Genomic DNA, 12,158 nt, shown 5'->3' on the forward strand with positions numbered 1-12,158 from the left:
ATTCGCTGCCGCGGCGCAAAGACAAAAGCCACGCTGTTCCGCAGCGTGGCTTTTTTCATGGGGCTCGCCCGTATCGAGAGGTTCAGGGCAGCCGCGAGATGCGCTGCGTCAGCAGATCGAAGAACCCCTGCGCATCGCCCTCGGCGATCCAGTTCACGTTGGCGGGCCGCTTCAGCCCGCCGTACCAGTCGGTCACCGTCTGGCCGAAGCCGATGCCTTCGCGGCTGTCGACTTCCACGTTCACCTGCTTGCCCTTGAAGAGCGAAGGCTGCAGCAGGTAGGCGATGACGGTGGCGTCGTGCACCGGGCCGCCGGGCAGGCCGTAGTACTGCATGTCGTGCTGCACATAGGCATCCAGGATGTCGGCCACCGTCTTGCCCGCCTGGTTGCCAAGGCCGCGCAACCTTGCGATGCGTTCGGGGCTCGTGAGGATCTTGTGCGTCACGTCCAGTGGCAGCATGGTGATGGGCACGCCGCTTTTCAGCACGATCTCCGCTGCATGCGGATCGGCGAACACGTTGAATTCCGCCGTCGGCGTGATGTTGCCGCCGTTGAAATGCGCCCCGCCCATCAGCACCAGCTCGCGCAGGCCGCGCACGATGTCCGGGGCTTGCGTAAGCGCCAATGCCAGATTCGTTTCAGGCCCGAGCATCGCGAGCGTCACGCTCTTCTCGGGCGCGGCACGCAGTGTGCGGATCAGGTAGTCGACGGCATTGCCATTGGCCAGCGGCTGTTGGGGCTCGAACACCTTGACGCCCGTGATGCCCTCGCTGCCGTGAATGTCGGCCGCGTAGATCGGCGTGCGCAGCAGGGGACGCGGCGCGCCGGCGTAGACGGGGATGTCAGGGCGCTTGGCCCACTCGCGTGCGAGGCGCGCGTTGCGCGATGTCTTCGCGAGCGGCACGTTGCCGGCCACCGTGGTCAGCGCCTGGATCTTGAGCGTCTCGGGCGATGCCATGGCGAACAGCAGCGCGATCACGTCGTCGGCACCGGGGTCGGTGTCGATGATGAGCGTGTGCACCGCGTTGGCGTCGGCGGCGTGCGCTGCGGTCGGGGCGATGCTGGTTGTCATCAAGAGGGCGGCGAATCCCGCGAGAAGGAACGAGGAAAGATCGGCTTTCCAACGCGAAGAGAGCGGCATGAACTGGCTTCCTTGAAGCGCGAAAAACGCGCGGTGAAAACCAGTCTGCCAGAGCAATTCGCGTCGGCGGCACGAAATCGAAGGCGTGTTTTTTGCCTCTGCCACAGGGCATCGGGCAATCCGCAAACCAAGGATTTCGCCCGCCATTTTCGTTGCAGTTGAAAGTGCGCAAACAGCAAAGAAAAAGCCCCGCAAGCGGGGCCTTGGTGCGGCCATCGAAGGCCTTGCGGTGTTGTGAAAACGCCGCTTACTTATTTCTTGCGCGCAGCAATCGCCTTCTCAGCCTGCGCCACCAGATCGGCGCCGACCGTCGACTTCCACTTGTCGTACACCGGGCGCGTCGCCTTCACGAAGGCTTCGCGCTCGGCCGGCGTGAGGCTGGTCACCGTCACGCCCATGGCGGCGATGTCTTTCAGCACCGGCTTGTCGGCTTCCACGAGGCCCTTGCGCGCGATCGCGATTTCCTGCTTGCCCGCATCGACCGCGGCCTGGCGCACGATGGCCTGGTCGGCCGGTGTCCACGAGGCCCAGATTTCCTTGTTCACCACGAACACCAGCGGATCGGCCACATAGCCCCAGGTGGTCACGAACTTCTGGCCCACGGTGTGCATCTTGAGCACGGTGAAGAGGAAGAGCGGGTTCTCTTGACCATCGACCGCGCCGCTCGCGAGCGCGGGCTGCGCATCGGCCCAGCTCATCTGCGTGGGGTTGGCGCCGAGCGCGGTGAACATGTCCGAATAGATCGGCGAGCCGACCACGCGGATCTTCATGCCCTTCATGTCCTCGGGCGACTTGATCGGCTTCTTCGAGTTGGTGATTTCGCGGTAGCCGTTCTCGCCCCAGGCGAGCGGCACCACGCCGGCCTTGTCCAGCGTCTTGAACATTTCCTTGCCCACGTCGCCCTGCGTGAGCGCGTCGATGGCCGCGTAGTCGGGCATGAGGAAAGGCATCGAGAACAGGTTGAGTTGCTTCACCTGCGGCGACCAGTTGATGGTCGAGCCCACGGCCATGTCGATCACGCCCTGGCGCAGCGCGCTGAACTCGCGCGTCTGGTCGCCTTGAATGAGCGACACGCCCGGGTACAGCTTGATGTTGATGCGGCCCTGGGTGCGTTCCTTCACAAGATCGGCCCAGATCTTTCCGGCCTGGCCCCAAGGCGTGGGCGGGCCAAGCACCAGGGACATCTTGTACTCGGGCTTGTAGGCGGCCTGCGCCATGGCGCCGGTCGAGAAGAGGCCGAGCGTGGCGGCGACGGCGGCAAGGCCCAGCAGGGTGCGGCGGAATTTCATGGAAGTCTCCTCTTTGTAGATGGAACGAAATACGGAACGAAATACGGAACGAAAAAATCAGTAGCCCAGCTTGCGCGGCAGCCAGAGCGCGAGCTCGGGGAATGCGATGACCAGCACCATCACCACGAACATCGAGAACAGCATCCAGCCCACCCAGCGCACGGTCTCTTCCATGCGCACCTTGGCGATGCGGCACGAGACCATGAGGTTCACCGCAAGCGGCGGCGTGAACTGGCCGAGCGCGACCTTGAGCGTGAGGATCACGCCGAACCACACCGGGTCCCACTTGTAGTACTGCACGATCGGCAGAAGCAGCGGCACGAAGATCAGGAAGATCGACACGCCATCGAGGAACATGCCCACGGTGATGAGCAAGAGGATCAGCAGCGCGAGGATGCCGTATTCGCCCAACCCCGAATTCACGATGGCCCGCGTCACCGGATCGATGATGCCCAGCGTCGAAAGCGAGTAGGCAAAGATCCCTGCGAGCGACACCACCAGCAGGATCACCGCCGAGAGCTCGCCCGATTCGCGCAGGATCACGAAGAGGTCGCGCACCTTGATGGTCCGGTGGATGCACATGCCCACGAAGAGGCCGTAGAACACTGCCACCACCGCCGCTTCGGTCGGCGTGAACCAGCCGGCGCGCATGCCGCCGAGGATCAGCACCGGCGCCGCAAGGCCCCAGATCGCTTCGCGAAAGCTCTTCCAGAACGGCGGGCGCGGCAGCGTCGCTTCGAGCGCGCCCATCTTGTGCTTGCGGGCGAGCCACACGGCCGGAATCATCAGCGCGAGGCCGGCCATGATGCCGGGGATCATGCCGGCCGCGAACAGCGCCGGCACCGAGGCGCCGGGTACCAGCACCGAGTACACGATGAACGCGACCGAGGGCGGAATCAGGATGTCGGTGGCCGCCGCGGCGCCCACCACGCTCGCCGAGAACGCGGCCGGGTAGCCGGCGCGCGACATGGCCGCGATCATCACCGCGCCCACGGCGGCGGCGTTGGCCGGGCCCGAGCCCGAGATGCCGCCGAGGAACATCGCCACGGCAATCGCCACCAGCGGCAGCATGCCGGGGCCGCGCCCGACGATGGCAACCGCGAAGTTCACCAGCCGCAGCGCCACGCCCGAGCGGTCGAAGATCGAGCCGACCAGCACGAACATCGGAATGGCCAGCAGCGGGTACTTGCCCAGGCCCGCGTAGAAGTTCTGCGGCACGGCCAGGAGGCCGAACCATTGGGCGTCGCTGTTGGCGAGTGCGATGCAGGCGGCGCCTGCGAGGCCGAGGGCGGCGCCGATGGGCACGCCCACCAGCATCATCAGCACGAAGGCGACGAAGAGCAGGGTGGCGATCACTTGGCGTCGCCCTTGTTGATGCTGTTGGTGTTGCTGTCGCTGCTGTCGTCGGACTGGTAGTTCGTCTTGCGCCCGCGCCGGACCATGAGGCCGATGGCGCGCCCCGCGATGGCGAAGGACACGATCGGCAGCCAGATCGAATACCACCAGGCCGGCAGCCCGATGCCCGGCGTGGTTTCCTCGAAGCGATAGTCGTCCCACACCATGCGGATGCTCAGCGTGCCGATCAGGCCGAAGAGGATGGCGATCATCAGCGCGCCGAACTGCGCAAGCCGCTTGCGCCGCGCCATCGAGCCGCTCTCGGAGAAGTACTCGATGCGGATGTGCCGGTCGCGCGCCACCGCGGCCGAGCCGGCCACCAGCGCCAGCATGATCATGAGGAACACCGAGAACTCCTCGGTCCACGCAAAGGACGAGCTGGTGAAGTAGCGCACCAGCACGTTGGCAAAAGTGATGAGCGCCAGCGCGCCCATGATGATGACGGTGAGCCAGTCCTCGATGGCGAGCGGCACCTTGGTGGGTTCGTCGGCGGCTTCGATGTCGGGGGGGAGGGGGCTGGCAGCGTCCAGCGTGGGGCCGGACTCGGGAGGAGTTGTCATCGCAGAAAGGGCAGGTGAGGCAGGCGCCATGTCACCGGGCGGACGCCGGGACGCGGTCCGTACACCTCGACACGGGAGAGCAGCCGCCGATGCTAGAGGGTCGATGACCATTCATGCATCGGGGGTTTCCTTAGCTGGGCTCTTCCTTTCGGGGCTTGGCAAAGGCGCCTTCGGGGCGCGTGCACAGGCCGCCGGGTCCTCCCCTCCGCGAATGTCCCCCGCCCTTCGGGCTCCTCCTTTATTTCGCGGAGGGGAGTACCCGACGACCTGTGCACGATGAGTGCGGCTCTGATGTTGGCGGTTTGACTGCTGCGGCGGATTGCAGGTGGATGTGCGGGGGCGTACTGCTGAGCTTTCGTGAGAGGCGGGCGGTGAACAAGCAGAAGTCCGAAGGGTTGGTGTCGGTTGCGCTCGACATTGGCACGACTACGCTCAATGTTCGCTTCAGACTGACAGCAGTCCTAAGGTCGCGACGCCTGCACGTCGCAATTGGGCCCACTGCGGGCTTTCGCATCACTGACCTCGCTGCCGAAAGCGGTCGCTCGTGTCTGATCTGTCATACAGGGGAAGTGCCTCCCAACAATCGGTAAGCCGCATTTGTCGGTAGTCACCACGCGGCCCCTGATAGCCGCCAGTCGCGAGCGGCCGTCGGCGCCGGGTATGGGTTAGGCTGAAAGCGTCCGTTCGGCCCAATGTGATCTCAATTGCTCAACCTTTGGGGGCACCCGAATTTCTTCTTCGGGCTCGGCCAGGAATTCCGCGATGCCCACCCCGCAACTCCTTTTCACCAAGCACATACTCGGCGTTGTCGGTCAGCCGCTTGACCGCAAGGTCGATGAATGCCCTCGCTCGTGCCGGTTGCGATGTCCTGCTGCCGAAGTACACAAAGTAGCTGGCGAAGTCCGGCATATGGTCGGCAAGTATGGGCACCAACTGTCCTGAACGGATATAGGGCGCGGCCGTCGCTCCCGCCAACTGCCCCAAGACCTTCCCCGCTAACACGGCCTGCAACTCGAAGACTTCGTCATTGCTGCATATGGCGGGTACGACCGGTTGGTCGGCGACCTGATCGCCCAGCCTGACATGCCAGGGAGCGACCTTGCCGGTCCCGGGGTGGCGGAAGGCACTGCAGCGGTGCGAGGCGAGCGCGGGTAGGGAGTCCGGCACACCGTGGCGCTGGAAGTAGGCCGGTGCGCCGCAAATGACCATTTGCAAGGGAAACAGCTTGCGGGCAATGACACCTTCATGCGGCGATGGTCCGAGCCTGAAGCCGACGTCCACCCGATCCTCGACCCAGTTGCCGACCCGGTCATCCAGGAGCACGTCGGGCTGAATGCCTGGGTACAGTTCGCAGAATTCCTCGACCAGTCGCCAGAGGATAGGTTGAAAGGTCGTGCGCGGGCCGGCGATCCGCAATGGCCCGGTGAACTCATCCTTGGCCGTCCGTGCGTTTTGCAATGCACGTTGCATCCCCAGCAGTGCGGGCTGGACATCTTCGAGCAGGCGCTGACCGGCATCTGTCAAGGACATCACCCTCGTGGTGCGGTGAAACAGCCGCGCATCCAAATGCTCCTCCAACTGCGCGAGCGCCTTGCTGGCCGCCTGCGGACTGATGTTGAGCGCGTGCGAAGCCTTGCGCAGGCTGCCCAGTTCGGCAGCCTTGATGAAGGTGGATACGGATCGAAGCTCGTTGATGGCCATTTGAGGGTGCCTCCGCCTCCATTGTCTCCAAATCGACGTCAATCAAACAACCTGTCTGTCACTATTCGGATGCGAGTTGAGTGCCTAAAGTTCGTTTCATCGAACACCAGTGGACTCCACATGCAACACATAACCCTGAACAACGGCCTCAAGATGCCCATCGCCGGTTTCGGCGTCTTTCAGATTCCGGATGCCAAGGATTGCGAACACAGCATCGTCGATGCCATCGAAGTCGGTTACCGGCTGATCGACACCGCCGCTTCCTACATGAACGAGGAAGCCGTGGGCCAGGGCCTGCGCGCCAGCGGTGTTCCTCGCGAGCAGCTTTTCGTGACCAGCAAGCTCTGGGTTCAGGAGGCCGGCTATGAGCGCACGCAGCAGGCCATCGACAAGTCGCTGCGTCGCTTGCGGCTCGACTACCTGGACCTGTACCTGATCCACCAACCCTTTGGCGACGTGCACGGCTCCTGGCGCGCGATGGAAGACGCCCATCGCGCGGGCAAGCTTCGCGCCATCGGCGTCAGCAACTTCCACCCGGACCGGCTGATGGACATCAAGGCGTTCAACGAGATTGCGCCGGTCGTCAACCAGGTGGAGGTGAACCCTTTCCAGCAGCAGATCGAAAGCGTCACCTTCATGAAGGAAATCGGCGTACAGGCGCAGGCTTGGGCACCATTCGCCGAGGGGCGCAACAACTTGTTCCAGAACGAGGTGCTCGTCGGCATCGGCGCCCAGTACGGCAAGTCCGTGGGCCAAGTCGTGTTGCGGTGGTTGGTTCAGCGGGGGATCGTGGCCTTGGCCAAGTCGGTGCGCAAGGAGCGCATGGCCGAGAACATCGACATCTTCGGTTTCGAGCTGAGCGAGGCGGACATGACTCGCATCGCGGCACTCGATACCAACACCAGCAGCTTCTTCTCTCACCGGGACCCTGCCATCGTCAAGTGGATGGCCGAGCGCAAGCTCGACATCTGAGCCAGTCGCATGAGCACTTCCGACACCCAGGCGCCGGCCGGTGGCGCCGGCACCGTACTGGCCATCATCGTGGCCAGCTACCTGATGATCGTGGTGGACATCTCCATCGTCATCACCGGCTTGCCGCGGATCCAGGCCAACCTGGGTTTCAGCGCCGCCCAACTCACCTGGGTCACCAATGCCTACACGCTGGCCTTCGGCGGCCTGCTGTTGCTCGGCGCCCGCGCGGGCGACATTCTCGGGCGGCGGCGCATGTTCATCGCAGGCCTCTCGCTTTTCACGCTGGCTTCGGTGGCTATTGGCGTGAGCCAGTCGGCGGCCTGGCTGCTTGTTGCGCGTGCGGTCCAGGGCGTGGGGGCCGCAGTGCTGGCACCGTCCACGCTGGCCTTGCTGTCCACCCACTTCGCCGAAGGGCCGGCGCGCACCCGCGCGCTGTCGATGTACGCCGCGGCGGCCGGTGTCGGTGCCACGTTGGGCTTGGTGCTGGGTGGCTTGTTCGCCGATCTGGTGTCCTGGCGGGCTGGCTTCTTCATCAATCTTCCCATCGGCCTGGTGCTGATTGCTGCAGCGAGGCGGCATATCGCGGAGACGGCCACGCGCTCCGGCGGCTTCGACCTGGGCGGCGCGGCGAGTTCCACCCTGGGCATGACGGCATTGGTGTTCGGCCTGGTGCGCGCGGCCGAAGCAGGCTGGCATGACGAGCTCGCACTGGCCGCCCTGGCCGGTGGCGTGCTCATGGTGTTGGTGTTCGTCTGGATCGAACAGCGTGCCGGCCACCCCGTTCTCCCGCTGCGGCTGCTGGCCAGCCGCGAGCGCGCCGGCGCCTATGTCACCCGCATGCTCTTCATGGCGGGTGCGGTGGGCTTCTGGTTCTTCTCCACGCAGTTCTTGCAGGGCGTGCTTCATCTGCGCCCCCTGCAGGCGGGCTTGGCCTTCCTGCCGGTCACGCTGCCCAACTTCGCATCCGCAATGGCGGTGCCGCGACTCGCGCGCCGGTATGGCAGCGCGCCCTTGTTGTTGGCAGGCCTGCTGCTGGGCGTCGCAGGCCTTCTCTGGCTGGGGCGGGCCGATGCCCATGCGAGCTACTGGCTGAACATCGCGCCACCCATGGTGCTTATCGGCCTGGGTCAAGGCTTGCTGCTGGGCCCGTTGACGGCCGCAGGCGTGGCGGGCGTCGCACCGGAGGATGCGGGGGCTGCGTCGGGTCTGGTCAATGTCGCCCACCAACTGGGCGGCGCATTGGGGCTGGGCGTGCTGGTGCTGGTCTTTGCCAACGCGGCACCGGCCAGTGCGCACGACATCGAAGCCCTCGCACATCGAATCTCGGCCGTCATGAACGTGGGTGCGCTTCTGCTCGCACTGGCGCTGCTCGTGTCCTGGGCCTGCATCGTGGCGCCGCGTCGTCGCCATTCCTCACATCAACAGGAGACCCTTGTATGAAGACACTGCTTTGCCTTGCCCTGAGCGGCGCGGCCACCGCAGCGAGCGCGCAGACACCTGTGGCGGCAAGTGCCGCGCCCACCGTCATCGTTCGCATGGCCTCGTCTACGCCAGTCACGACAGGGGCGAAGGAGACCTTCGCTGGCACAGTGCGCATCAGTTCCGCGTTCCAGGCGCAGTCTCCCGGAAGAGCAGGGGGCGCGATGGTGAGTTTCGAGGCGCGAGCCCGGACCGCTTGGCATACCCATCCGCTGGGGCAGACCCTGGTGGTCACGGCCGGGTTGGGGCTCGTGCAGCAACAGGGGCAGCCGGCCCAGGTGATCCGTCCCGGAGATGTCGCCAGCATTCCCGCCAACGTGCGCCACTGGCACGGTGCAGGCCCCGACGGCTCGATGAGTCACGTTGCCATCGCTGAAAAAGAAGACGGCATCTCGGTGACCTGGCAGGACAAGGTCAGCGATCGGGACTACGAGGCCGCGGTGGTGAGCGCCGGCCTCGCTTCGGCGACCACCGCCGTGACGCTACCTGGACGAGTCGCCCAAAACACCGGGGAGTCGCGAGCCATGGCACGCACACAGCCCACCTCCGAGATCCTGTCGACGAAACAACAGGCCATTCCACTGATTGCGTCCTTCATGGCGACCGGCGACATGCCCAAGCTCAACGCTGCACTGAACCAGGGCCTCGATGCGGGAACGACGATCAGCGAGGCCAAGGAAATTCTGGTGCAGCTCTATGCCTACGCGGGTTTTCCGAAGAGCCTCAACGCGCTCGGCGAGCTGATGAAAGTCGTGGAGGCACGCAAGCAACGCGGCATCCAGGACGCACCGGGCCGCGAACCTAGCCGCAGCATCGCCACCGGCAATGAACTGGTCGCGGCAGGCAAGGCGAACCAGACCGAGATTTCCGGCGGGCCGGTTCAAGGCCCCCTGTTCGACTTTGCGCCCGTCATCAATCAGTTCCTGCAGGCCCATTTGTTCGGTGACATCTTCGAGCGCGACAACCTCGACTGGCAGAGCCGCGAGCTGGCAACGGTTGGCGCGCTCGCCGCCACACCGGGCGTGGAGGCGCAATTGCGTTCGCACATGCGGGCCAGCCTGCGCGTGGGCTTGAGCGCCGCGCAGTTGCGGCAACTGACGCAACTGCTTGCCGAACGCGGCGATCCAGACGCCGCCAGCCGCGCCAATGAAGCACTCACGCAGGCCCTTACGGCTGCATCGAAAGGTTGAGCATGAAAGCCACCCGAATCCTGCTGACCACTGCTATCGCCATGACGACCCTGCTCACCGGCTGCGCAAGCCAAACCAACGGCCCCAGCAACGCCTCTGGCCCTCTGTTGATCCAGGCTCAAGGGAGCTTCGCTGTCGGCGGGACTGTGCAGAGAACCCCCGGAAATTACGACAACAACAAACCGACGGCTTCGGGGCAAAGCTTCCACGGCGACCATCTCTACGCCTTCTATCAGGTACCGCAGAACCCCAAAGCGTTGCCCATCGTCATGCTGCACGGCGCCTTCCAGTCGGCGCGCAGTTGGGAGACTACTTCGGACGGGCGCGAGGGCTTCCAGACCTTGTTCCTGCGCCGCGCCTTCCCCGTCTATCTTGTTGACCAGCCGCGCCGGGGGCGTGCCGGCAACAGCACCATCGCGGCATCCACCGAGCCGGCTCCCAATGACCAGCTCTTCTTCGACCAGTTCCGGATCGGCAAGTGGCCCAGCTACTTCGACAATGTGCAGTTCGATCGCAGCCCGGAGACGCTGAATCAGTTCTTCCGCTCGGTCACGCCCAACACCGGTCCCTACGACGCCGGCGTGATCTCGGACGCCATATCGGCGCTGTTCGCCAAGATCGGCCCGGCGATCTTGTTCACCCACTCACAAGGCGGTGGCCCAGGCTGGTTGACGGCAATCAAGAATCCGAACGTCAAAGCGATCGTCGCCTTCGAGCCGGGCAGCGGCTTCATCTTCCCGCAAGGCGAATTGCCCCTGGCAATGCCCAGCGCTGCCGGAATCTTGTCGCCCGAGGCGGTGCCGCTGTCGGATTTCCAGAAGCTCACCCGCATTCCGATCACCGTCTACTACGGCGACAACTTTCCGGTCGAGCCGACCACGGAGCGCGGCCAGGACAACTGGCGCGTACGGCTGGCCATGGCCCGGCTGTGGGTGGACGCCATCAACAGGCATGGTGGAGATGCCCGGTTGGTGCACCTTCCAGAGATCGGGATTCGCGGCAACACGCACTTCCTGATGTCTGACCTGAACAACGTCCAGATCGCCGACCTGGTGTCGAAGTTTCTCGCCGAGAAGAAGCTGAACTGACCCGCCCTGACGCCCGGCGTTGTGCGGGCAGACCAAAGAAAGATTGGAGTTTGAATGAACCACGAAGTCATCGATGAAAAACGGCGCGAGTTCCTCGGGAAGTCGTCGCTCGCGCTCTCAGTTGCAACCATCGGAGTTTCCGCAATGACCACTGCCGCCGCCGACTACAAGAGGAATCCCTTCACGCTTGTCTATGGCGGCGCGATCACGAAGAACGAACCGGGCAAGGTCAACATCCACCCGGTGAAGTACAAGCTCAACGGCCTGGATATCGTCGCCAACGTGTACACCCCGGCCAACTACGACCCGAAGAAGAAATATCCCGCTGTTGTCGTGGCCCACCCCAACGGCGGCGTGAAGGAACAGGTCGCAGGCCTGTACGCCCAGCACCTGGCCGAACAGGGCTACATCACCATCACCGCGGATGCGGCGTACCAGGGCGGCAGCGGCGGTCGGCCGCGCAGCGTGGACAAGCCCTCCCACCGCATCGAGGACATCCATGGCATGGCGGACTTCATCACCCGCTATCCGGGCGTCGATGCCGCACGCCTGGGGCTCTTGGGCATTTGTGGCGGTGGGGGCTATTCGTTGTCCGCGGCGAAGTCCGACAAGCGCTTCAAGTCGGTTGCAACGCTCAGCATGTTCAACTCTGGACGGGTCCGTCGCAATGGCTTCGCCGACTCGCAAATGGCTACGATCCAACAGCGCTTGAAGCAGGCCTCAGATGCACGTGCCCAGGAAAATGCCGGGGGCAAAATTCTCTACGCTGGCGATGCCGACATGACGGACGAGCAGATCGCCGCGCTTCCCTTTGAAATGTATCGGCAGGGCTACGAGTACTACTGGAGGACGCATGCGCATCCCGGCTCGACCTTCAAATACACCATGAGCAGCCTGCTGGATCTGATGCGTTGGGATGCCACCGACCAGATCGAATTGATCGAGCAGCCGCTGCTGATGATTGCGGGCACCAAGGCCGATAGCCTGTATATGACTGAGGACGCGTTTGTCAAAGCGACGGGCACGAAGAACAAGGAACTGTTCAAGATCGAAGGCGCTACACACATCGAGAGCTATTGGGTGCCGAAGTACGTGGAAGCCGCGCTGGGCAAGTTGACGCCGTTTTACGCGAAAACCTTGTGATCCGGGGCCCTAAGTCTCGGCATCCTTCCACCTCGATGTACTCGCGATCTAGAAGGTCTCCCATCTCCCGACAACGAGAGCGCGTAGCACTATGGCCGTTCAGCAAAGCCGAATGACGCCAATCGCTGAAAACCGAGTGCCCGACTGTATGGCCAGCGATAACACGCACTTGTCGACACTCACGTTTTGCAGCGCCTGAA

The 12,158-nt window shown here is 64.1% G+C and carries 10 protein-coding genes; 5 read left to right on the forward strand and 5 right to left on the reverse strand.

The genetic code is table 11. From position 1 onward, the window contains the following. Positions 1–82 precede the first annotated feature (82 nt). The 5 genes from VARPA_RS04270 to VARPA_RS04290 all read right to left on the reverse strand — a co-directional run bounded on the left by VARPA_RS04270 (position 83) and on the right by VARPA_RS04290 (position 6,086). Positions 83–1,141 (reverse strand): nucleoside hydrolase, encoded by a 1,059-nt coding sequence (locus VARPA_RS04270; protein WP_013539319.1) that lies wholly within the window; start codon positions 1,139–1,141, stop codon positions 83–85. A gap of 251 nt (positions 1,142–1,392) precedes the next feature. Next, positions 1,393–2,430 (reverse strand): DctP family TRAP transporter solute-binding subunit, encoded by a 1,038-nt coding sequence (locus tag VARPA_RS04275; RefSeq protein ID WP_013539320.1) that lies wholly within the window; start codon positions 2,428–2,430, stop codon positions 1,393–1,395. 57 nt (positions 2,431–2,487) lie between these two features. Then, complete coding sequence (locus VARPA_RS04280) at positions 2,488–3,786, reverse strand: TRAP transporter large permease (RefSeq protein WP_013539321.1); 1,299 nt, start codon at positions 3,784–3,786, stop codon at positions 2,488–2,490. Further along, positions 3,783–4,385: a TRAP transporter small permease gene (locus VARPA_RS04285; protein ID WP_013539322.1), complete on the reverse strand. Its 603-nt coding sequence runs from the start codon at positions 4,383–4,385 to the stop codon at positions 3,783–3,785. The genes VARPA_RS04280 and VARPA_RS04285 overlap by 4 nt, the downstream gene beginning before the upstream one ends. A 708-nt stretch (positions 4,386–5,093) precedes the next feature. After that, entirely contained in the window at positions 5,094–6,086 is a 993-nt protein-coding gene (locus VARPA_RS04290; protein WP_013539323.1) for a LysR family transcriptional regulator, read from the reverse strand. Between the two features lie 120 nt (positions 6,087–6,206). Between VARPA_RS04290 and VARPA_RS04295 the strand changes: the two genes are divergently transcribed. The 5 genes from VARPA_RS04295 to VARPA_RS04315 are packed head-to-tail and all read left to right on the forward strand — an operon-like array spanning position 6,207 to position 11,958. Beyond that, on the forward strand, positions 6,207–7,058 hold the full coding sequence (locus tag VARPA_RS04295) for an aldo/keto reductase (protein ID WP_013539324.1): 852 nt from the start codon (positions 6,207–6,209) through the stop codon (positions 7,056–7,058). A gap of 9 nt (positions 7,059–7,067) precedes the next feature. Next, entirely contained in the window at positions 7,068–8,498 is a 1,431-nt protein-coding gene (locus VARPA_RS04300; RefSeq protein ID WP_013539325.1) for an MFS transporter, read from the forward strand. Then, on the forward strand, positions 8,495–9,727 hold the full coding sequence (locus VARPA_RS04305) for a cupin domain-containing carboxymuconolactone decarboxylase family protein (protein WP_013539326.1): 1,233 nt from the start codon (positions 8,495–8,497) through the stop codon (positions 9,725–9,727). The genes VARPA_RS04300 and VARPA_RS04305 overlap by 4 nt, the downstream gene beginning before the upstream one ends. Positions 9,728–9,729: 2 nt before the next feature. Further along, a complete protein-coding gene (locus VARPA_RS04310; RefSeq protein ID WP_013539327.1) occupies positions 9,730–10,815 on the forward strand; it encodes an alpha/beta hydrolase in 1,086 nt (361 codons plus the stop codon). A gap of 54 nt (positions 10,816–10,869) precedes the next feature. Beyond that, on the forward strand, positions 10,870–11,958 hold the full coding sequence (locus VARPA_RS04315; RefSeq protein WP_013539328.1) for an alpha/beta hydrolase: 1,089 nt from the start codon (positions 10,870–10,872) through the stop codon (positions 11,956–11,958). Positions 11,959–12,158 lie beyond the last annotated feature (200 nt).

Origin of the sequence: Variovorax paradoxus EPS, from assembly GCF_000184745.1 — a bacterium.
In the GTDB taxonomy this organism is placed as follows: Bacteria; Pseudomonadota; Gammaproteobacteria; order Burkholderiales; family Burkholderiaceae_C; genus Variovorax; species Variovorax paradoxus_C.

Excerpts from the sequence above, each read along its gene's own strand:
- VARPA_RS04270 (WP_013539319.1), bottom strand. The coding sequence starts at position 1,141 with ATGCCGCTCTCTTCGCGTTGGAAAGCCGATCTTTCCTCGTTCCTTCTC.
- VARPA_RS04275 (WP_013539320.1), bottom strand. The coding sequence starts at position 2,430 with ATGAAATTCCGCCGCACCCTGCTGGGCCTTGCCGCCGTCGCCGCCACG.
- VARPA_RS04285 (WP_013539322.1), bottom strand. The coding sequence starts at position 4,385 with ATGACAACTCCTCCCGAGTCCGGCCCCACGCTGGACGCTGCCAGCCCC.
- VARPA_RS04290 (WP_013539323.1), bottom strand. The coding sequence starts at position 6,086 with ATGGCCATCAACGAGCTTCGATCCGTATCCACCTTCATCAAGGCTGCC.
- VARPA_RS04295 (WP_013539324.1), top strand. The coding sequence starts at position 6,207 with ATGCAACACATAACCCTGAACAACGGCCTCAAGATGCCCATCGCCGGT.
- VARPA_RS04300 (WP_013539325.1), top strand. The coding sequence starts at position 7,068 with ATGAGCACTTCCGACACCCAGGCGCCGGCCGGTGGCGCCGGCACCGTA.
- VARPA_RS04305 (WP_013539326.1), top strand. The coding sequence starts at position 8,495 with ATGAAGACACTGCTTTGCCTTGCCCTGAGCGGCGCGGCCACCGCAGCG.
- VARPA_RS04310 (WP_013539327.1), top strand. The coding sequence starts at position 9,730 with ATGAAAGCCACCCGAATCCTGCTGACCACTGCTATCGCCATGACGACC.
- VARPA_RS04315 (WP_013539328.1), top strand. The coding sequence starts at position 10,870 with ATGAACCACGAAGTCATCGATGAAAAACGGCGCGAGTTCCTCGGGAAG.